At 57.6% G+C, this 21,999-nt stretch carries 13 protein-coding genes and 4 tRNA genes; 6 read left to right on the forward strand and 11 right to left on the reverse strand.

The genetic code is table 11. From position 1 onward, the window contains the following. The first annotated feature begins 46 nt into the window (after nucleotides 1–46). The 3 genes from secD (at nucleotide 47) to rnr (ending at nucleotide 5,419) form a co-directional block, all read left to right on the forward strand. Nucleotides 47–1,903, forward strand: a complete 1,857-nt coding sequence (secD, locus tag CLV44_RS14525; RefSeq protein ID WP_106592849.1) for a protein translocase subunit SecD — start codon at nucleotides 47–49, stop codon at nucleotides 1,901–1,903. A gap of 10 nt (nucleotides 1,904–1,913) precedes the next feature. Further along, nucleotides 1,914–2,840 (forward strand): protein translocase subunit SecF, encoded by a 927-nt coding sequence (secF, locus tag CLV44_RS14530; RefSeq protein WP_106592850.1) that lies wholly within the window; start codon nucleotides 1,914–1,916, stop codon nucleotides 2,838–2,840. A 110-nt stretch (nucleotides 2,841–2,950) separates the two neighbouring features. After that, the gene (gene rnr / locus CLV44_RS14535; protein WP_106592851.1) at nucleotides 2,951–5,419 is read left to right on the forward strand and encodes a ribonuclease R; all 2,469 of its coding nucleotides are present in this window, start codon (nucleotides 2,951–2,953) and stop codon (nucleotides 5,417–5,419) included. Between the two features lie 18 nt (nucleotides 5,420–5,437). Here the strand turns inward: rnr and CLV44_RS14540 are convergent, their stop codons facing one another. Beyond that, entirely contained in the window at nucleotides 5,438–6,775 is a 1,338-nt protein-coding gene (locus CLV44_RS14540) for a VTT domain-containing protein (RefSeq protein WP_106592852.1), read from the reverse strand. 118 nt (nucleotides 6,776–6,893) lie between these two features. Between CLV44_RS14540 and serB the strand changes: the two genes are divergently transcribed. Then, nucleotides 6,894–8,111 (forward strand): phosphoserine phosphatase SerB, encoded by a 1,218-nt coding sequence (gene serB, locus CLV44_RS14545; RefSeq protein ID WP_106592853.1) that lies wholly within the window; start codon nucleotides 6,894–6,896, stop codon nucleotides 8,109–8,111. A gap of 26 nt (nucleotides 8,112–8,137) precedes the next feature. Here the strand turns inward: serB and CLV44_RS14550 are convergent, their stop codons facing one another. The 6 genes from CLV44_RS14550 to CLV44_RS14575 all read right to left on the reverse strand — a co-directional run bounded on the left by CLV44_RS14550 (nucleotide 8,138) and on the right by CLV44_RS14575 (nucleotide 11,862). Continuing rightward, on the reverse strand, nucleotides 8,138–10,270 hold the full coding sequence (locus CLV44_RS14550) for an EAL domain-containing protein (RefSeq protein ID WP_106592854.1): 2,133 nt from the start codon (nucleotides 10,268–10,270) through the stop codon (nucleotides 8,138–8,140). A gap of 95 nt (nucleotides 10,271–10,365) precedes the next feature. Beyond that, a tRNA-Gln gene (locus CLV44_RS14555) sits at nucleotides 10,366–10,440 on the reverse strand. 9 nt (nucleotides 10,441–10,449) lie between these two features. Continuing rightward, nucleotides 10,450–10,526: transfer RNA gene (locus tag CLV44_RS14560), tRNA-Met, on the reverse strand. 9 nt (nucleotides 10,527–10,535) lie between these two features. Continuing rightward, a tRNA-Gln gene (locus CLV44_RS14565) sits at nucleotides 10,536–10,610 on the reverse strand. 12 nt (nucleotides 10,611–10,622) lie between these two features. Continuing rightward, a tRNA-Met gene (locus tag CLV44_RS14570) sits at nucleotides 10,623–10,699 on the reverse strand. A gap of 164 nt (nucleotides 10,700–10,863) precedes the next feature. Then, nucleotides 10,864–11,862 carry a helix-turn-helix domain-containing protein gene (locus CLV44_RS14575; protein ID WP_106592855.1) on the reverse strand — a complete coding sequence of 333 codons (999 nt, stop codon included), beginning with the start codon at nucleotides 11,860–11,862 and terminating at the stop codon, nucleotides 10,864–10,866. A 151-nt stretch (nucleotides 11,863–12,013) separates the two neighbouring features. Here CLV44_RS14575 and CLV44_RS14580 point away from each other — a divergent pair, with 151 nt between their 5' ends. Both CLV44_RS14580 and CLV44_RS14585 read left to right on the forward strand, forming a co-directional pair. Next, nucleotides 12,014–12,976, forward strand: coding sequence for a helix-turn-helix domain-containing protein (locus CLV44_RS14580; RefSeq protein WP_106592856.1), 963 nt, complete (start codon nucleotides 12,014–12,016; stop codon nucleotides 12,974–12,976). A gap of 120 nt (nucleotides 12,977–13,096) precedes the next feature. Further along, the gene (locus tag CLV44_RS14585) at nucleotides 13,097–18,511 is read left to right on the forward strand and encodes an autotransporter domain-containing protein (protein WP_106592857.1); all 5,415 of its coding nucleotides are present in this window, start codon (nucleotides 13,097–13,099) and stop codon (nucleotides 18,509–18,511) included. An 85-nt stretch (nucleotides 18,512–18,596) separates the two neighbouring features. Here the strand turns inward: CLV44_RS14585 and ychF are convergent, their stop codons facing one another. From ychF to CLV44_RS14605, 4 genes are all read right to left on the reverse strand, one after another. Further along, entirely contained in the window at nucleotides 18,597–19,688 is a 1,092-nt protein-coding gene (gene ychF, locus CLV44_RS14590; protein WP_106592858.1) for a redox-regulated ATPase YchF, read from the reverse strand. 21 nt (nucleotides 19,689–19,709) lie between these two features. Then, a complete protein-coding gene (gene pth, locus CLV44_RS14595; RefSeq protein ID WP_106592859.1) occupies nucleotides 19,710–20,297 on the reverse strand; it encodes an aminoacyl-tRNA hydrolase in 588 nt (195 codons plus the stop codon). A 21-nt stretch (nucleotides 20,298–20,318) separates the two neighbouring features. Then, nucleotides 20,319–20,909, reverse strand: coding sequence for a 50S ribosomal protein L25/general stress protein Ctc (locus CLV44_RS14600; protein ID WP_106592860.1), 591 nt, complete (start codon nucleotides 20,907–20,909; stop codon nucleotides 20,319–20,321). 123 nt (nucleotides 20,910–21,032) lie between these two features. Then, a complete protein-coding gene (locus CLV44_RS14605; protein WP_106592861.1) occupies nucleotides 21,033–21,974 on the reverse strand; it encodes a ribose-phosphate pyrophosphokinase in 942 nt (313 codons plus the stop codon). Nucleotides 21,975–21,999: the final 25 nt, after the last annotated feature.

Raw genomic sequence — 21,999 nt, forward strand, 5'->3', positions numbered from 1 at the left:
GCCACTGTTCAGGTGGCGCTTTTGTTTTTGGTGAGGATGGAGCACGATGCTCAACCGCTACCCCCTGTGGAAAAATCTGATGATCCTGCTGGTGCTGGCTATTGCCGGTCTCTATGCAGTGCCTAACCTGTACCCCGATGACTTTGCCATTCAGGTATCCGGCAGCCGTAATACGGCCGCCATGGATACTGCCACCCTTGAGCGTCTCGAAGCGGCGCTGACGGCTTCCGGCGTCGAGGCGAAAGCGACCGAAATGCAACAGGATGGCGTCGGGCTCATCCGTCTGGCCAGTTCCGATGCGCAGTTGGCCGCCAAAGAGGTGATCACGGAGCAACTGGGTAGCGGCTATGTGGTGGCGCTGAACCTGGCTCCGACCACGCCCGATTGGCTGAGCAGCCTGGGTGCGGGGCCGATGAAGCTGGGCCTTGACCTGCGCGGCGGTGTTCATTTCCTGTTGGAAGTGGATATGGCGCAGGCTGTAGGCCAGCGTCTCGATGTCTATGTCAGTGAGATCAAGAGCAAGCTGCGTGACGAAAAGCTGCGCTACCGTGCGGTTGATCACCTGGATGACGGCCGTTTGGCGATCCGTTTCGTCGATGCCGAGACCCGCGATACGGCGTCCAGCCTGCTGTTGCGGACCTACCAGGAGTTTCTGGTCGACAGTCAGGATATAGACGGCGAGGCCTGGTTGTATGTCAATCTGACCGAGCAGACGATCCGCGAGATCGAAGACTATGCGATCAAGCAGAACCTGACCACGTTGCGTAACCGTGTCAACGAACTGGGTGTGGCTGAACCGCTGGTACAGCGTCAGGGCCGTAACCGGATCGTGGTGCAGTTGCCGGGTGTGCAGGATGCTGCTGCAGCCAAGCGCATCATCGGCAAGACCGCCAATCTGGAATTCCGCCTTGAAGCGGCACCGGATGCCAGTCGTGCCCTCACCGAAACCTATGATTTCCGTAACCAGCCGGGCCGTACCGCCGTGCTGGAGAAAGACGTGATCATCACCGGTGCCAGCGTATCCAACGCGCAGGCCGCCTTTGATGAAAACGGCATGCCGCAGGTATCCATCACCCTTGATGCCAAGGGCGGCCAGTTGATGAACCGGGTCACCCGTAACGCGATTCAGCGTCGCATGGCGGTGCTGTTCGTTGAATACAAGCAGCGTACTCTGGTGCAGACCATTGATGGCGAACGGGTCGAAAAACGCATCCCGTACACCGAGAAGGGCATCATCTCGCTGGCAACGATCCAGAGCACGCTGGGCAACTCCTTCCGTATTACCGGTCTGGACAGCGCTCAGGAATCGTCCGAGCTGGCGCTGCTGTTGCGCGCCGGTGCGCTGGCTGCACCGATCTACTTCGTTGAAGAACGTACGGTCGGACCGAGCCTGGGGGCAGAAAACATCGAGCTGGGCACGCTGTCGGTACAGATCGGCTTTGCTTTGGTGCTGCTGTTCATGTTCATCTACTACAAGGTGTTTGGTCTATTGGCCAACATTGCGTTGACGCTGAACCTGGTGTTGCTGGTGGCGGTGATGTCGCTATTGTCGGCCACGCTCACGCTGCCGGGTATCGCTGGTATCGTGTTGACGGTCGGCATGGCGGTGGATGCCAACGTGCTGATATTCGAGCGGATCAAGGAAGAGCTGCGTAATGGCCTGCCGGTACAGTCGGCGATCCATTCCGGTTTTGCGCGTGCCTTTACCACCATTCTGGATGCGAACATCACCACGTTGATTGCCGCCGTGATCCTGTTTGCGATGGGCACGGGGCCGGTCAAGGGCTTCGCCGTGACCCTGTCGGTTGGTATCCTGACCTCCATGTTCACTGCGCTGCTGGTTACCCGAGCACTGGTTAATCTGGTGTACGGTGGCCGCACGCTGAAAAAAGTGATGATCTGAGGAGACCCCCATGGCTACCCCGAGCAAACTGTATAATTTCATGGGCGTGCGCAAGTTGGCGCTGGCGTTCTCCCTGATCCTGATGCTGGTCTCGATCGGCGCCATCGCCGTGAACGGCCTCAAGTTCGGTCTCGATTTCACCGGCGGCAGCCTGGTTGAAATCGGGTATGAAACGCAGGCAGACCTGGAAGTGGTGCGAGACCAGCTGGAAGGCGCCGGTTTCGAAAACGTGGTGGTGCAGACCTTTGGTTCACCGCGTGATGTACTGATTCGACTGCAGGCAGACCACGACCCCGCCTTGGGTGACAAGGTGCTGAACACTCTGCAGGCCGAGTCAGAGCAGACGCTGGAGCTGCGCCGCAATGAGTTCGTCGGCTCTCAGGTCGGTGAAGAACTGCGCGAGCAGGGCGGTCTGGGCATGCTGCTGGCACTGTTCATGATCATGGTGTACCTGGCGTTCCGCTTCCAGCTCAAGTTCTCGCTTGGCGCGGTGTTGGCGCTGGTGCATGATGTTATCGTCGTGCTTGGCTTCTTCGCGCTGCTGCAGGTCGAGTTCGACCTGACGGTGTTGGCGGCGGTGCTGGCGGTAATCGGCTACTCGCTCAACGATACCATTGTCGTGTATGACCGAATTCGCGAGAATTTCCGCCTCATGCGCAAGAGCGATGCGATCGAGGTGCTGAATGCCTCACTGAGCCAGACTCTGAGCCGTACGTTGATGACCTCCATCACAACGCTGCTGGTGTTGATTGCACTGTTCTATTTCGGTGGCGAGATGATTCACGGCTTTGCCATGGCATTGCTGGTGGGCGTCGTGATCGGCACCTACTCATCGATCTATGTAGCCGCCAATGCGTTGCTGGTGCTCAAGGTCACCCGGGAAGATCTGTTACCGCCGCAAAAAGAAGACGGTGAAGAGGCAGAGGAACTTCCCTGATACTGTAAAGCCGGCACTGCCGGCTTTATTTTTTATGGATTGACCGACTATTCTAAATGAAAGTCGACTCTGGCAGTCTAGAGACTGTTACAGACAATATTGGATTCTGAATGACTAAGAATTGGCAAGATAAAGATCCCAACCTGCAGCAGGAAGCTGAGAAGTATGACCAGCCGGTCCCCAGCCGTGATTTTTTACTGAATTTCCTTGAAAAATGGGGCGCTCCCATCAGCCATCCGCTGGTGTGTCGTGAGCTCGGCATCACCGATGACGATGGTATTGAGGGCGTGCGTCGCCGTCTGATCGCCATGTGCCGTGATGGTCAGCTGATCTCCAACCGCAAGGGCGAGTATGGCCTGATCAGCAAAATGGACCTGATTGCCGGTCGCGTGATTGGCCATCGTGACGGTTTCGGCTTCCTCAAGCCGGATGCCGGTGGTGACGACCTGTTCCTCAGTCCGCGTAACATGCGTGAAGTGTTTGATGGCGACCGTGTGCTGGTGCAGGCGGTGGGTGTTGATCAGCGTGGCCGCCGTGAAGGCAAGATTGTAGAAGTACTGGAACACAACACCACCAAACTGGTGGGCCGGTTTGACGGCAGCACCGGCTTCGGCACCCTGATTTGTGAAAATCAGCGCATCACCAACCAGGTGATGGTGATCCCTGACCCGACCACCGGTCTCGACTATGAAGATGGCCAGCTGGTCGTTGCTGAACTGATCCAGCAGCCGAACCGCAAGCAGCCTGCGCGTGCGCGCGTGATCGAAGTGCTGGGTGACCGTATGGCACCGGGCATGGAAATCAAGGTTGCGATCAACAACTACGAAATTCCGGACGAGTTCCCGGCCGACGTAGATCAGGAGATCAGCGAGCTGGCACCGGAAGTGCATGAGCATGACAAGCAAAATCGCTTTGACCTGCGCGACATGCCGTTCGTCACCATCGACGGTGAAGATGCCAAAGACTTCGATGACGCTGTCTACTGCGAGAAGAAGACTTTCGGTGGCTGGCGTCTCTGGGTTGCCATTGCCGATGTTTCCTACTACGTACAGCCGGATTCAGCGCTGGACAAGGAAGCGGTCAAGCGTGGCAACTCGGTGTATTTCCCCGAGTTTGTAGTACCGATGCTGCCGGAACTGCTGTCCAACGGTCTGTGTTCATTGAACCCGAATGTGGACCGTCTGGCGATGGTCTGCGAAATGACGGTGAGCCGTGCCGGTAAGCTGTCCGGCTACAAGTTCTACGAAGGGGTAATCAACTCCAAGGCGCGTCTGACCTACACCAAGGTCGGTGCCATGGTGGACGCCGAGCATGCGGAGCATGGCCGGTGGCGTCAGGAGTACGCGCATGTATTGCCGCATATCGAGCAGCTGCATGGCTTGTACAAGGCACTGCGCAAGTCGCGTGATGAGCGTGGCGCCATCGATTTCGATACTGTGGAAACGCGTATCGTATTTGATGAAGAGTCGCGCAAGATCGATGAGATTGTGCCGGTACATCGTAACGATGCGCACAAGATGATCGAAGAGTGCATGCTGATTGCCAACGTGGCAACCGCTCGCTTCCTCGACAAGTATGGCAAGCCGGCGCTGTACCGTATCCATGAAGGACCGAAGGCACAGAAGCTGGAAAACCTGCGGGCATTCCTGGGCGAACTGGGCCTTAACCTGCCTGGTGGCGACAGCCCTGAGCCCAAGGATTATCTGAAGCTGGCCGCCGCGATCGAAGGGCGTGCGGACAAGCACGTCATTCAAACGATGATGCTGCGTTCCATGCAGCAGGCTGTGTATAGCCCGGATAATCAGGGTCACTTTGGCCTCGCATACTCGGCCTATACCCACTTCACCTCACCGATTCGTCGCTATCCTGACCTGTTGGTACACCGTGCCATCCGTGGTGCAATTCACGGTGAAGGCCGGGCGAAGGGGGTTGAGCGACCGAAGAAGTTCGTCGCCGACAGTGCCTTCAAGTACAACTACAGCCTCGAACAGATGCTGATGCTGGGCGAGCATTGCTCCATGACCGAGCGCCGTGCAGACGAAGCGACGCGTGATGTGGTGTCCTGGCTGAAGTGCGAGTACATGGAAAGTCAGGTGGGTGTCGACTTCATTGGCGTCGTCGCGGCTGTGACCGGTTTTGGTGTGTTCGTTGAGCTGGAAGACCTGTATGTCGAAGGTCTGGTACATATCACGGCATTGCCCAGTGATTATTACCACTTTGAAGCCGCCAAGCAGCGTTTGGTGGGTGATCGGACCCGGCGTGTATTCAAACTGGGCGACCGGCTTGAAGTCACCGTGGTACGGGTAGACCTGGAAGACCGCAAGATCGATTTCGAAATTGCCGGTGAGAAGGCCGATCCTAAACCGAAGAAACCCAGCCAGCGTGAAAAGCTGTCCAAGGGTCAGTTTGACGGCGAGCGCCCGGCGAAAAAGCGGGGACGCAGTCGCGCAAAAAAGACTGAAGGGCACGCCAGTAGTGGTGCCCGTCAGCCCAAGCGTGAAGATGGGGATAAACCCAAGGCCCCACGGCAGAAGCGCAAAGGGACGAACAAGCCCAAGCGTCAGCCGCGCAAGGACTGAGTGGATGGTCTGCCGGACTCAGCTTAAATAGAGTCCGGCGGCAATACTCAGGCGGGCACCGCTGTATAGCATGGCGGTGCCCAGCAATAGCAATAACCAGGCGATCGGTACTTGGTGCTCAGCCGGATGGCGGTAAAGCCATAATCGGTACACCGCTGCAATCGCCAACCCCTCCGCACATCCTGCAACAATATCCAGCGGCCAGTGTACGCCCAGCATGGGGCGTGACAGCGCTACCAACAAAATCACCGGTGCAACCAGCAAATAGGTCAGATGACGGACGCTATGGTGTCGGTTGTGTACTACCCAGACTACACTCAGACCCACCAGAGCGGTGATCGCGGCTGCGTGACCACTGGGGAAGCTGAACGTCGTCAAGGCGGCCCCGTCCGGGCGTGGCAGTGCGAACAGCAGCTTCAGCAGGTAGTTCAACAGCAGACTTGTCCCTACACCGATCAACACCCCCCAAGCCTGTTTCTGCCGGTGTCGCCAGTGGCCGTATAACGCCGTGATCAGTGCCAGCGCGGCACAAATGGCCGGATCGCCCAGCAAGGTGGTTGCCAGTGTCCACAATGGCAGCTGTGCGCCCAACTGCTGCAGGGGAGGCAGTAATTGCCGGTTCAGATACTGGCCCGGTTCCGATAGGCTGAGGAGCGTCATGCTGGTAAACAGGATGGCGGTAAAGATCAGCATCAGCGTCGGTGCCGGTTGCCAACCGGCAGGCAGATGCTGGCGGCAGTATTGATAAAGGCCACTCTGTGGATGCAGATAGCGGTGTGTCTGTTGCAGGGCAAGCAGCATAAAAATGATGACGGCCAGGCTCCAGAGCAAGGGGATCAGTGGTTTTGGCAGTGTCTGAATACCCATGCCGGTCAGGTAACCCGGCAGCAGGTAGAGGGGTGCCCAGCCGAGCGCTGAAAACAGGTTATAGCCCATGAATCGCAGGGGGGGCATCCGACAGCTGCCGGCAATGAATGGAATAATGGGACGTATCGGGCCGACAAAGCGGCCGGTGACAATGCTCAGTCCGCCCCAACGCTGAAAAAAGGCTTCACTTCTGTTCAGCCACTCGGGATGTCGCCGGATCCAGCGTAACTGTCGTACCCAGGGCGCAGCATGGCGGCCCAGCTGAAAACTGATGCCGTCTCCCAGAATGGCTCCGACCAGCCCTGCCAGCAGGCAGTCGACCAGATCGACGCCGGCGGAACCGGCCGCGAAGGCCAGGCCGAACAGCAGGGCAACGCCCGGCAGCAGGAGGCCGACAAACGCCAGAGATTCCAGCAGAGCGGCCAGCGCGATCAGCAGCAGCAGTGTTGCTGGGGTCAGGCTCAGAGTCGTGAACAGATCTTCCGGCACAGTACGGATTCCCGGTTCTGGTTTGATTGCGAGGCAATGCGGTGGTTGTGTTCCCTCTGATATAATCGCAGTCTAGTGCTGGTCTTGCCAGCGATGCCTCATTTAACGGAAGGGTGCGATGAAAGAAATCATCCTGCTGACACTATCCGGTGACGACCGTCCGGGTGTAACCTCGGCAATCACCGGTATTCTCGCCCGCTATCATATCAACATCCTTGATATCGGCCAGGCAGTTATCCACAACACCTTATCACTCGGTGTGCTGATTGAAGTACCTGCCGAGCTGGAATCTTCACCTCTGCTCCGTGATGTCCTGTTCAAGGCCCATGAGATGAACATGCAGGTGCGTTTTGAGCCTGTGGATAACAGCGCCTATGAAGGCTGGGTGGAAGGTCAGGGCAAGTCACGTCACATTATCACCTTGCTGGCGCGGCGGATCAGTGCCGACCACATTGCCCGAGTGACGGCGATTGCGGCGGATCATGGCCTTAACATCGACAACATCAGCCGGTTGTCAGGACGCATCTCGCTGCAGGAAGACAATTGCCCACGCACCCGTGCCTGTGTCGAATTCTCCGTGCGCGGCATGCCTGCAGATGCCTCAGCTCTGCGGGAAGAATTCCTCAAGGCGGCCAGTGACCTGGATGTGGATATTGCCTTCCAGAAGGATGATATCTTCCGCCGCAACCGCCGTCTGGTGGTATTCGACATGGATTCGACCCTGATCGAGGCGGAAGTGATCGACGAGCTGGCCAAGGAAGCCGGTGTGGGCGATCAGGTGGTGGCAATCACGGAAGCGGCCATGCGTGGCGAGATCGATTTCGATGAGAGCTTCCGCCGTCGTGTGGCGCTGTTGGCCGGGCTGGATGCAGCGGTGCTGGCACAGGTCGCCGAGCGTCTGCCGCTGACTGAAGGCGCTGCCGAGCTGGTTGGTCATCTCAAGGCGCTGGGCTTCAAGACGGCGATTCTGTCGGGCGGCTTTACTTATTTCGGCCGTTACCTGCAGGACAAGCTGGGCTTTGATTATGTCTATGCCAATGAGCTGGACATCCGTGATGGTCAGGTTACCGGTGAAGTCACCGGCCAGATCGTCAACGGCGAGCGCAAGGCACAGTTGCTGCGTGAAATCGCCGAGCGTGAAGGGGTGCGTCTGGAGCAGACCATTGCTGTTGGTGATGGTGCCAATGATCTGCCGATGCTGTCCATTGCGGGTCTGGGCATCGCTTTCCGTGCCAAGCCGCTGGTACGCCAGAGCGCCAAGCAGGCGATCTCGACGCTGGGACTGGACGGTATTCTCTACCTGATCGGCTTCCGTGACCGCGACAGCCTGCTTTAGGCTGCACACGTTTCCGGCCGGTTGTCCTACTGGCCGTCGTTGAAGAAATCGTAATCCATCTTTTCCCGGGGCTGCTGCAGGTAGTAGCCCTGGATCAGATGGATGCCTGCCGTATACAGATCACCAATGACACGGCTCTTCTCCACCAGTGGCGCAATGATCAGCTTATGCTGCTGATGCAGTGGCTGCAGCATGTCCTGCAGTGTATCCACACTGATATTGCGGTTCTCCAGATCCTGAATGTAGGAACCATCCAGCTTGATGAACTCGGTATCCAGCTCATGGCGAACATGCCCGGAGTTGGGTGAACTGCCGAAATGCTTCAGGCAAACCTTGCAGTTCATCTGTTGCAGCGTGTGGGTGAAGGTACGGGCTTGCATCAGGTTCACGGCGGCATCGCTTTCGCTGATCTGGAAGATCAGATACTCCGCCGGGATCTGGGATTGACGCAAGGTATCGGCCAGCCACTGCAGCAGGTCCGTATTGCGCAGTGACGCGCCGGAAAGATTAAGGAGTAGATGAACGCGCCGACCTGCCGCAAACACCTCAGAGAGCCGTTCCAGCGCTGTCTCGATTACCCAGCGGTCCAGTTCGATCAAAACATCAGGTTCGATGGTCTGGGCGATGAACGCGTTGGGCGACAGCGCACGTTCACTGTCACTGATCAGGCGTAGCAGTACTTCATAGTATTGGGTCTGGGTATCCAGGCGCAGCGGTACGACTGGCTGAAACAGCAGGCGAAAACGATTCAGCTTGAGCGCGTTAAGCAGGCGGCGGCTCATTTTGGTATCGATGCTGGAGAGCAGGGTCTTTTCGGCCTGGTACAGACTGACGCCATTGCCGGGTCGGTTGCCGCTGTGCAGGCTGTTGGCCGTCATCAGGGCACGCTGCAGCACCTCCTGGTTGGATGGCGTGCTGTCATTGATCATGACCACCCCGATGGACACGGTGGTGTGGATGGATGTGCTCCGCACCTGGCACGAGTGGCGGCTGATGGCATGACAGAGCCGGTCCCCGGCCTCGACCGCCGTGTCGGGGTTGGCATTATGCATCAGTACCGCGAAGCAGTTGTTGTCCAGATGGCCGAGCAGGTGAGCCTGGCTGATCTGTTCCTTCAACGTGGCCGCCAGCGTGCGCAGAATCAGCTCGACGCCGTCGGCCCCCACTTCACTGCGGATGACGTCCAGATGGTCCAAAGAGAGCAGCAGCAGGCTACGGTCCTGGCCACCCCGGTGGGCGTTCTGGCAGGCGGTTTCGAGTGCGTGCATGAAAGCATGCTCATTACTCAGACCGCTGATCGGATTAATGTCACGGAAGACCTGTTCGGCACAATCGGCATCAGGGACGACTTCGATACTGAGACAGTGCTGGTGCCGGTACTCGGTTGGATGCATGCTGAACAGGCTGTCGAAGCGGGTGGTGTCGGGGCGCTGGGCACCCAGGGTGCGCTGTATCGTGGTGCCGTTGCGCAGGCTCTCGTGCAGCATCAGATCCAGGTCATCATGGTGCTGGGGCTGGATCAGCTGCCGCAAAGAATGGTCTTGCAGGCGTGTGCCCTGTTCATAGCCAAACAGGTGCGCAAAGCTGTCATTGGCGTACAGGATCAGGCCGTTGTGGACAAAGCAGATCGCCAGTGACGAATGCTGGACAAGGTGCTGGTTGTGCTCGGTCAGCTGGTGCAGGTGCATTTGCGCCTTGAGCAGTTCCCGACGGGTATTCAGTGCCTCGAACTCGCGCCCCAGCAGCAACAGCAGCAGCTCGGTATTGGCCGCCGGAATAACGGCACGGATGCCGCTGCCAAGCCAATGGGTCGGGTCAGGCAGCTCTGCGCCGGGCAGCAGAAGTAGAACGGGAAGGTCGCGATCCAGATGGTGCAGGCGTTCCACTGCGCTCTCTGGTGTCAGGCCCTGTTGATAGTCGGGTTTCCAGGCAATGACGAGAAGATCCCAGGAGCGTGTGCTCAGTGCGTTCTGCAGATCATCCAGTTGGCTGACATTGAGTCCACGGGGGGCATAACGTGCAGCGCGCAAATGGCTGAGAATCTGATCGGTCTGCAGGTCATCACAATGCGCAAACAGCAGATTGATGGTATGTCGGGGGGAATCTGTCTGGCTGTGTTGAGCCAGTGCATGGATGATCTGATCGCTCGAGCCGCTCATGTCGAATACCTGCAGAACATATGTCTGAAATAGTATCGGTAAGCTTATCGTTTTTGCAGAAGAATTGTCAGGGGATGGAACAGATTGGACACGAATGGCAGGGGTAGCAGGATTCGAACCTGCGCATGCTGGAATCAGAATCCAGTGCCTTACCGCTTGGCGATACCCCTGTCGTGAAATGGTGGCAATAGCGGGATTTGAACCTGCGACCCTCGCATTATGAATGCGATGCTCTAACCAGCTGAGCTATATTGCCACACAAAAATGGCTGGGGTAGCAGGATTCGAACCTGCGCATGACGGGATCAAAACCCGTTGCCTTACCGCTTGGCTATACCCCAACACGTTGAAAGTGGTGGCAATGGCGGGATTCGAACCTGCGACCCTCGCATTATGAATGCGATGCTCTAACCAACTGAGCTACATTGCCAACTGCTTTCAAGGCCGCGAATTATTCCCTGTTTTTGAAGTGCTGTCAACACCCTGAAAGCAAAGAAGTTTAAAAAAATGAGGGGTGGTCATAATTGGGCGCAAACAGGGGGCAGGTTACCCTATCTATACGACAAAACGGGGGGCGTTAGTGGCGTCAAACACCTATTCATCAGAGCTTGTGTTGATCGCGCTCATCCTTAGCGTATGACCTGGCGTTTCGCCAAAGTAATCACGATAGGCTTTGGAAAAATTGCTGACATGGCTGTAGCCCACCGCAGCCGCAACCAGCTTTACCGGAACGCTTTCCTGCTCGATCAGTTCCCGTGCGCGCTCAAGCCGCTCACGGCGCAGAAACTCCCGGGGCGTACACTGTGCCGATACCAAAAACAATTGGCTAAGCTGGCGCCGGGTAATGCCGAAGCGTTGGCATATATCATCTGCCTTGAGGGGCGCGTCCAGGTTGCTGCGGATGTAGGTCGTCAGGTTACTGAAAATCTGCTCCCCCCAAAGTGAGGCTCTGTCTTCGCACTCCGTATCGCCGGCCAGTATGGTTCGAGCCAGCTCCGCCAGAATAGACATGGACACCCCTTCCAGCGCAATTTCCTGCAGCGGGTCGGATGCGCAGGTGCCGGGTGCAAACACATTGGCTAACAGACTGCGCAAGCGGGTGTTGACCGGCACTTCACGGCTGACAACTCCAGACTCGGGAAATGAGGAAAAGCAGGCGAGGGCGCCGGGCAGTGTCTCACCAAGCTGTTTGTGAAGGCCTGATATTTTACCGGCCACCCCGATATGTCGAAGCGTCTGGCCGCCTTTCATAAGAAAACGGGTGCCGTTATCACGCACGCGGTAGACGATGCCGGACTGAGGCGTGATCTCGTATTGTTTGCCATCCGGGGTTTCCAGCAGCATTTCGCCGCTTAACAGGAGCACGCTGCAGAGCAGGTTAGGCAGTTCGGATTCGCCTGCGCTGGTATCGATCACACAGTCGCGCTGGACCCGGAATTCGGACCGATAAAGCCGCAGCACATCATTGAAATCAAAGCGTTGTATGCGTCCCATGCCGCCGCCATCCGGCAGGGGAAAGTCCTGGGCTTCAAAATCCCACAGGGCACGCTGATCGCTGTTCAGGTGTTCAAAGTTATCTTTGTTTTTATTCATTTCTGGCCAAGGGCTGAATCAGTTGGGGGCAAAACCACAGAGTCCTTTTTACGCTACCAGAACTGATCGAGTGTTCAAAACGCATAAAAATGCGCGAAAATCATAAAACAGAATGCTTGCAGTGAAAATCAGTCACATGCATCGTTGATCGATGAATGTTGAACGCAAGCAGACACATCATCAACTGGACGATGCCTCTCGGCAGGCGGCTGCTCAGCCCTGGCTTGATCTGGAAATGCATCAGTTAAGCCCGGGGCATTACCAGGGGGCGTGTGCAACGCTGACACTGGATGGCATGCATCTGGTACATGAGCACCAGAACCAGGCGGTCCACAAAAGGGGTGTCACCCAAGGCAACCTCTGCGCGCTGTCTATTGCGAAAACAGTCAGCCCCGGAATGCGCTTCTCCCAGTTTTTAAGCCCGATGGATTCCTGGCTATATTTTTTGCCCAAAGACGCGGAGCTGGATATCCGAGTGATGCCGGCAAGCGAAACCTTCTACCTCTGTCTCGATCAAGACAGTCTGCTGGACGGGGCGCGTATTCTTGGTCAGGGCGATGAGGCGCTGCGTCCTGAAGCGCCGCAAGCGTTCAACAGCAAGCTCACGGCCGGTCTGATGGCTGATTTCAGCGCCTTGCTTCATCACCGCAACCCGGAAGGCCTGCTGCCCTTGGCCAACTGCGCCCGGCTGCTGCGTGATAGCGTTGTTGTTGCGCTCAGCCAGGCAACCGCGATCGATACCGGTGTCTGCCGCAGCGTCCGTGCCGGCTGGCGAGCCCAGCGGCTCGTTTCGACCGCCCGAGACTACATGGATGCCTGCCTCCAAGTGGGGCAGGTGCCCTCCATTACCGATATTTGCGCCACCACCGGCGTGTCGGAACGTACGCTGCAGTATGCCTTTCGCAGCACCATGCAGCTCACGCCCATTGCCTATCTGCGTACGCTCAGGCTCAACCGGGTACGTGCAGAGCTGTTAATCGCACTGCCGGCCCACACAACCGTCACCCGAGTCGCCATGCGCTGGGGATTTGTCCATCTGGGCGAATTTTCCCAAGAGTACAAGCGCCTGTTCGGAGAACGGCCGTCAGAAACCCTCGTGCAACGCCCAGATTAAGCCTAAGGGACAACCTCACTTTGCGGATTTCCGATAGTGGGCCAACACCTGTTTGACGATAATCCAGTATTAAAACTCGAGCCAGCCATCGGGCCATCAAGCGTTTACAGGGAGGTACTCATGAATCACGCCTATCGTGTTGTCTGGAATCAGGCGCTTCAGGTCTGGATGGCGGTTGCCGAGATCAGCCGCAGTAAGGGTAAAACCAAAGCCTCGGTCCTGCTCAGCGGCCTGCTGCTGGGGGCATCGTCCGCCGGGGCGGTGGAGGAAACCTTTACCGCGGCGTCCGGGAATTGGTGGGTTGGTAGCAACTGGGAGGACGGCACGGCTCCGGTTTCCGATGATAATTTGCAGCTGAATTTCGAATATGTCGATTTTGAAAACGGAGATAAGTCGACCCACGATCTTGGTAATTTGAAAGTAAACAGGCTCAATTTCTCCACCTCGAACCCGGTTTTCCCATTCATTGACATCGATGCGGCTAGTGTGGACGACAAACTCACTTTTGCCGGGGGAAACGCAACGATTGATATGTCATCACCTTCGGATGCCAGCTTTGAAGTATATATTAACCCTAAGGTAGTGCTCGATAGCACCCTTACGGTAGCTACCAGTGATTCAACATCGAACAATACTGTCCTTGTTACTGGCGGCATATCGGGAGTCGGTGGGCTCAGGGTTTCAGAGGGCGTGGCCGTTCATCTGGCCGCCAATGATGGCGGGCTTTATACCGGCGACACCACCATAGAAGCAGGCGGGATTCTAGTGAATGCTTGGCGCACGCCCAACGCTCTTAGTGCTGCATCCCGACATATCGTCAATGGCGAGCTCAGATTGCTCGAGTCTGGCGCCATCGGTGGTCTTGAAGGCAGTGGTCAGGTGACAATAGATGACGGGAAAAGCCTGGAAGTTCGCGTCCTGAATACCGACTCTGTTTTCTCTGGCGTTATAAGTGACTACTCAGGCTCCGGTAGTCTCAATAAAACCGGCAGCGGCACTCTGACGCTCACCGGTGCCAACACCTACACCGGCGGCACCACCATTTCCAATGGCACCCTGGCCGTGCGCAATGGCGGCAGTATAAGTCATGGGGCGACAGGGCTAACGGTGGGAGACGTCGCTGGTCAGGCCGGGGTTCTGGAGATCGGGGCGGATAGCTCCGTGACGAGTCACCGGTCCTATATTGGCAATACTGGGGTGGTTCGTGTTGGTGGCAGTGGTGCGCGATGGGAGGTGATGGATGGGCTCTATATAGGACAAGACAGCGAAGGAACCCTGGAGCTCCACGATGGCGGTGAGGTTGATATCACTGGAGAGCTGTATGTGGGGAGTAATGCTCCAGGCGTAGCTAGCCAAATCATCGTGGATGGCTCCGGGTCGGTTCTCAGAGGGGAGGAGTTGAGACTGGGAAACAGTGACACCCTGACCCTGGCAAACGGTGGCTCAGCATCCCTTAATGATGGCAGTGGTGAGGTTCGTTTTGAGGGTAATTGGTCGACCAGTGGCACTCTGAATTTCGGCACCTACAACCTGGGGGAAGCCACCACGGCTGGCGTCCTACAAGCCGGCAGCATCAAAGCGGTGTACGGACTCAGCACCCTCAATTTTAACCAGACCGATACCCTGAATTTGGAGGCCGATATTCTTGAGCATACGGGAACGGCCAGCGTTAACCAGCGTGGTATCGGCACCACCATCCTCACCGGCACCAACACCTACACCGGCGAGACCCGCATCTCCAACGGCACCCTGTCAGTCCAGGATGGCGGCAGCATCAGCCATGGCGCTGCGCAGATGAGTGTGGGCGATACCGCCAGCCAGACCGGCACCCTTGAGATCGGGGCGGGCAGCTCTGTGACGAGTCACCGGTCCTCTGTCGGCTTAGGCGGTACCGGGGTGGCTCGCGTCGGTGGCAGCGGCGCGCTGTGGCAATTGACAGAACAACTTTACGTTGGAGTCCGTAGCGAGGGCACCCTGGAACTCCACGATGGTGGTGAGGTAGAGGTTGCCAGCGTGCTTTACGTGGGCACTAACCAGGGTGTAACTGGTCGGGTAACCGTGGATGGCGCCGGGGCGGAGCTCAGGGCGTGGCGACTGGTCGTGGGGGACCCTGGAAACGGCACCCTGACCCTGGCGAATGGAGGCACGGTTTCAGTTGACGAGGGCACTGGAACGGTTTATGTAGGCGCCCAAGTCAATGGGCATGGCACCCTGAATTTCGGCGCCTACGACCTTGCTGATCCGACCACTGCGGGCGTGCTCGACGCTGACCGTCTCGAAATCGACCCTATTTATAGTGGAGGTACGGGCACCATCAATTTCAACCAGACCGACGACCTGAACCTGGCGGCCGATATCGTACAGGGCGGTGGAACGTCCAGCGTCAACCAGCGCGGCACCGGCACCACCATCCTCACGGGTAACAATGCCTATACGGGTGGCACCACGGTCTCTGGGGGCACCCTACTGGTCAATGGCTCTATCGCCAACTCACAGACTATTGTCAGTGGCGGCGTGTTGGGTGGCAGCGGGTCGGTTGCGGGTGTGACGCTCAATGGCGGCACCCTGGCCCCCGGCAACTCCATCGGCACGCTCAGCACCGGTGATGTGACGGCTAACACCGGTTCTATCTTGCAATTCGAGGTGGACAGTAGTGGGGCCTCGGACACTTTGGCGGTGGCCGGTGGGGTGACCCTGAACGATGGTGTGATCATCGACATCATTGCCCTGGATGCTCTAGACAGCCTGCCAATCCATAGCCAGCACACCCTGATCGATAATGATGGGGCAGATCCCATCGCTGGCAGCTTTACTCCGGGTACAGGCAGCCTCGGCAGTGACGGTGAACTGTTTTCTGTGCTTTCTACCACGGGCGGGGATGGCAACGACCTGGCGGCTGACAGTTACCGTACCGGCATTACCCTTGCCGATGGCGCTACCTTCAGTGATGACCTGGCCTTTCCGGATCACTTCCCCGGTTTTACGTTTACCGTGGAGAGCGCAGACAGTGCAGCCTTTAGCGGCATTTTGGGAGAAAGCACCACGCCGGTATCCCTGAGCAAAAATGGCTCCGGTACCCTGGTTGTTACTGGAGCCAACACCTACACCGGCGGCACCACCATCTCCAACGGCACCCTGGCCGTGCGCGATGGCGGCAGCATCAGCCATGGCGCTGCAGTGATGACCGTGGGTGATACTGCAGGACAGACGGGCACTCTGGAAATTGGGCCGGGAAGTCTTGTCGCTAGTGCGCAAGCCACCATTGGGCAAGCAGGCGCGGGTGAGGTCGATATTGGCGGTACCGGTGCCCATTGGCAGGTTGATGGTCGCATCGATATGAATAGCGGCGGTTCTGGCATCCTGAGAATTCATGACGAAGGTGTTGTGGACGTCGCCCACGAGTTACGTGTTAGTTCTGACTCTGCGGTAAGGGTCAGTGGTCCTGGGTCTTCGCTGAATGCCGATAGTCTGTGGGTTGGGCTACGTGGCAGTGGTTCGTTGACACTGGAAAATGGCGGCAATGTATCGGTTGGAGAAGGGGGTCTATACCTGTCGGGGGACGACGGTACAGGGGTGCTCAATTTTGGCGGGTACGATTTGTCTGTCGCAAGTACTGCTGGGTCACTTGGAGCCGATACTATTGTAGTCGGTTCGGATGATGGGGGTGGTATGGGTATTATCAATTTCAACCAGACCAATACCCTGACTCTGGCGGCTGATACGAGAGAGAGTCGCGGTTCGGGTAGCGTTCATCAGCGTGGTAGCGGCACAACCATCCTGACCGGCACACACTATTACACCGGCGATACCACCATTTCAGATGGCACTCTGCTGGTTAATGGCTCTATCGAACGTTCATCGATCAACGTCAACGGCGGTACCCTCGGTGGCAGCGGGTCGGTGGGTAACGTCACCGTCAACAGCGGTACTATCACTCCGGGTAACTCCATCGGCACGCTCACGGTGGGCGGCGACTGGACCCTGGGGGCTGGGGCTACCTACGAGGTGGAACTGATCGGTGGCGGCACCACCGCCGGCACCCATAATGACCTGGTGGATGTGGCCGGTACTGCCACCATTGCTGATGGAGCCCTGTTCCATGTGACACCAGAGAATGGAACGGATACAGGGCGCACAGGCTATTCCGATGGTGCCATCTATACCGTGGTTCAGACAGGTAGCGGTTTGACCGTCAACGGCCAGCAGACCGTGACCGATGACTACGCCTACCTGGATTTCCGTACCGACGATGACGGCAATGCCTATTACCTGATCAGTGATCTGCGGGTCATCACGCCGCCACCAGAGCCGGAGCCGGAACCGGAACCCGAGCCGGAACCGGAGCCAGAACCTGAGCCTGAGCCGGAACCTGAGCCTGAACCCGAGCCAGAGCCTGAACCGGAACCTGAGCCTGAGCCAGAACCGGAACCTGAGCCAGAACCAGAACCTGAGCCTGAGCCTGAGCCGGAACCCATTCAGAGCTTCTGTCTCGATGGCATGTCCGGCAACCAGTGTCGTACTGGTGATAGCGCCTTCAGACTGGCAGCGGGGCATCCTATATATGATCAGGTTCTGAATATGAGTGAAGCTCAGGCAAGGGCGGCGTTGAATGCGTTGTCGGGTGAGCTGCATGCCAGTGCCCGCGCCCAGCTGGCGACCCAGAGCGACGGTATTCGCCTGGCGGCACTGGAACGGCTGCAGTATGCCCCCAGGGATGAGAGCAGTGGTCTATGGTTCGACATGTTGTACGGCGACGCTGAACTGAATGGCAAGAGTGGCATCGCGACATTGGATAGCCAAAGCCGGGGCCTGTTACTGGGCGCTGATGGCCAACTGCAAAACGGCTGGCGCCTTGGGGTACTGGGTGGCTATCAGGACAGTAATATGGACCTTGCTGCGCGCTCATCCTCTGCGGAAGTGGATAGTCTGTATCTGGGTGTTTATGCCTCTCGTCACTGGGACAACAACTGGCACCTGGGCTTAGGGGCTACGTTCGGGCAGCACCAGTTGCAAACGCAACGCCATGCGCTGGGCCAGACACTGAAAGCCGATTACGACGCCAGTAGCTGGCAAGCCTTTGCCGAAAGCGGCTATCGCTTCGAGTCTGATCATGGCTGGGTACAGCCGTTTGTGGGCCTGTCCTGGCTGAACCAGCGTAATGATAGGTTCACGGAATCTGGTGGCTCGGCGGCTCTGGCGGTGGAACGCACGGAGTCGAGTACCGGTTTTGCCAGTGTCGGTGTGCGCGGTGGCGCGGAGCTGGGCGCGGACCCTTTACCGGTTCGCGTGCAGGGCTCTGTCAGCTGGCGCCATGCTGTTGAGGATATTGATACGGTCAGTGAGCACCGCTTCCTGGGCGGTGACAGCCGCTTTACGATCAAGGGCGCGCCGATTGCCGAAAGTACGGTTGTGCTGGATGCGGGGCTGGTTGTGCCGGTTTCAGAGAATACCGATATCAGCTTTGGCTACAGAGGCGAACACTCGGACGAGAGTGATGTGCAGGAAGGGTATATTCAGATGAGTGTGCGCTTCTAGTCCAGAAGCATGGTCATGGCAGGCGCAAAGCGATATTGCCTGCCATGACGGAGCCTGGCACCGGAGTCGGTGTCAGGCGATGGGCTTATACGTTGAAACGGAAATGCACGACATCGCCATCCTTGACGATGTATTCCTTGCCTTCCAGACGCCAGCGACCGGCATCTTTTGCACCCTGTTCGCCGTTATGGGCGATGAAATCATCGTAGCTGATCACTTCGGCACGGATGAAGCCTTTCTCGAAGTCGGTGTGGATCACACCAGCCGCCTGAGGGGCGGTTGCGCCGATTTTGACGGTCCAGGCGCGGACTTCCTTCACCCCGGCGGTGAAATAGGTCTGCAGGCCCAGCAGGCGGTAGCCAGCGCGGATGACACGGTCCAGGCCCGGCTCTTCCATGCCCATCTCCTGCAGGAATTCGACTTTCTCGTCATCTTCCAGCTCAGCGATTTCGGATTCCAGCTTGTTACAGATGGCAACCACTTCGGCACCTTCGGAAGCCGCCAGTTCCTTCACCTGATCCAGGTGCGGGTTGTTCTCGAAGCCGTCCTCAGCCACGTTGGCGATGTACATCGTCGGCTTGGTGGTCAGCAGGTGGAAGGTTTGCACCAGCTTCTGCTCGTCTTCGTTAAGGCCCAGGCCGCGTACCGGCAGACCTTCGGCCAGGTGCGGGATCATTTTTTCCAGCAGGGCCTTGGCTGCAATCGCTTCCTTGTCGCCGCCCTTGGCATTGCGCTGTACGCGCTGCAACTGCTTCTCGCAGGAATCAAGATCCGCCAGTGCCAGTTCCATGTTGATGGTTTCGATGTCGTCCAGCGGGTGGATACGGTTGGCGACGTGGATGACATTGTCGTCCTCGAAGCAACGCACGACATGTGCAATCGCATCAGTCTCGCGAATGTTGGCGAGGAACTTGTTACCCAGGCCTTCACCCTTGGATGCGCCCGCCACCAGACCGGCGATGTCGACGAACTCCATGGTGGTCGGCAGTACGCGCTCGGGCTTGACGATCTCGGCCAGTGCGTTCAGCCGCGGGTCCGGCATCGGTACCACACCGGCGTTCGGCTCGATGGTACAGAAGGGGAAGTTCTCGGCGTCGATGCCCGCTTTGGTCAGGGCATTGAAGAGCGTAGACTTGCCGACGTTAGGCAGGCCGACAATACCGCATTTGAAACCCATGGTCAGATCCTGTGATTGAGGTTAGCCGTTAAAGCTGTGAAGCTGGTTCATTGCCCGTGCCCAGTCGCCGCCAACAGCAAGTGGCAGGGCGTGCAGAGCTTCATCAATTGCCGCCTGTGTTTTGTCGCGCTCGGATACGGGGGCCTTGCTCAGGACGAAATCGGAGACCTGAGCCGCACTTCCGGGGTGGCCGATGCCAACACGCAGGCGATAGAAATTCTTGTCATTCCCCAGTTGACTGATGATGTCGCGCAAGCCGTTGTGACCGCCATGGCCGCCGCCCAATTTCAGGCGTGCAGTGCCGGGCTGAATATCCAGCTCATCGTGAACAACCAGTATGTCACTGGTAGGAATCTTGTAGAAGTTGGCAAGTGCCGCCACGGCTTGTCCGCTGCGATTCATGTAGGTGGTAGGAATCAACAGGTGAACGGGGCGGTGGTCGATAATGACCTTGCCATATAGGCCGAAGAATTTCTTCTCCGCTTTCAGAGGGGTGTGCTGGTGGGCAGCAAGCTGCTCCACCAGCGCAGCACCAGCATTATGGCGGGTTTGGCTGTACTCTGCCCCAGGGTTACCGAGGCCGACGATCAGTTGAATCCGGTCTTTCATGCCAGTGCCTGTCGCCTACGCTTACTTGGCTGCGCGGGCGCCACGCGGAGCGTAGCAGTAACCGATACTCTGGTCGTGGTCTTCACCGCGACGCAGGGCAACGATTTCAACACCTTCCGGCACGGTGATGTCAGAAGTGTGAGCAATCTGACCCAGTGCGATGTTGCTCAGATCAACTTCCAGAGCTTCCGGCAGATCTTTCGGCAGACACAGGATTTCGACAGTAGACGCTTCCTGAGCGAACTTGGCAGCGGCCTTGGCAGCAGCGGATTTTTCGAAGTTAACGAAAGCAACCGGTACCTGCAGCTTGATCTTCTGGTTGTCGTCGATGCGCTGGAAGTCAGCGTGCAGAACGACCGGCTTGGACGGGTGGCGCTGCAGGTCCTTGATGATGACCTTTTCAGTCTGACCTTCCAGGTTGATGTCCAGAATGGAAGAGTAGAAACCGTCTTCCAGCAGCATGCGGTACAGGTCTTTACCGATTACGGAAACAGCTTTCGGTTCAGCAGAACCGTAGATGATGCCCGGTACCAGACCTTCACGACGCAGGCGGCGGCTCGCACCTTTCCCCTGATCGTTACGCGCAACTGCGTCAACAGTAAATTTAGCCATGTGATTGTTTACCTTATATATTAAAGCTGCATACCCCCGCGACCAGAAGCATGCAGCATGTGGGCGGCCCGTTATGGGCCTGTTAAGTCACGGGGCAAGCCCGTGGTTCAGTGCCGGTTCCGGTTAGCGGAACATGGCGCTGATGGATTCTTCGTTGCAGACGCGACGCAGCGCTTCTGCCAACAGCGGCGACAGTGACAACTGACGAATCTTGTCACATTTCTGCGCCTGTTCGGACAGCGGGATGGTGTCGGAAACAACCATCTCATCCAGTTCCGAAGCGATAATGTTATTGATCGCAGGACCAGACAGTACCGGGTGCGTCACATAGGACACCACGCGGGCTGCGCCTTTTTCTTTCAATGCCTTGGCGGCTTTGCACAGTGTACCTGCTGTATCGCACATGTCGTCGACCAGGATACAGGTGCGGCCGGCAACATCACCGATGATGTTCATGACCTGAGCTTCATTGGCGCGCTCACGGCGCTTGTCAATGATCGCCAGATCGCAATCCAGCTGCTTGGCCACGGCGCGGGCACGGACAACGCCGCCCACATCCGGTGATACCACGATGACATCTTCGTACTGCTGGTCGATGATGTCGTCGAGCAGGATCGGCGAACCATAGACGTTATCGACAGGAATGTCGAAGAAGCCCTGGATCTGGTCAGCGTGCAGGTCGACGGTGAGAACACGGTCGATGCCAACGCTGGAGATCATGCTGGCCACGACTTTGGCGCTGATCGGCACACGTGCGGAACGCGGACGGCGATCCTGACGGGCGTAGCCAAAGTAGGGGATAACAGCGGTGATACGGGTGGCTGATGCGCGACGCATGGCGTCAGCGAAAACGATCAGCTCCATCAGATTGTCATTGGTCGGTGCACAGGTGGACTGGATGATGAACACATCCTTGCCGCGCACGTTTTCCTGAACTTCAACACTGACTTCGCCGTCACTGAAGCGGCCTACGTGTGCTTTGCCCATGGGAATATCGAGGCGTTCGACAACTTTCTGAGCCAGCTCCGGGTTTGCATTGCCGGTGAAGACCATCATTTTAGACACGGCGATTACCTTCTCGATTGCGTCG

The organism is Marinobacterium halophilum, from assembly GCF_003014615.1.
GTDB classification, from domain to species: Bacteria; Pseudomonadota; Gammaproteobacteria; order Pseudomonadales; family Balneatricaceae; genus Marinobacterium; species Marinobacterium halophilum.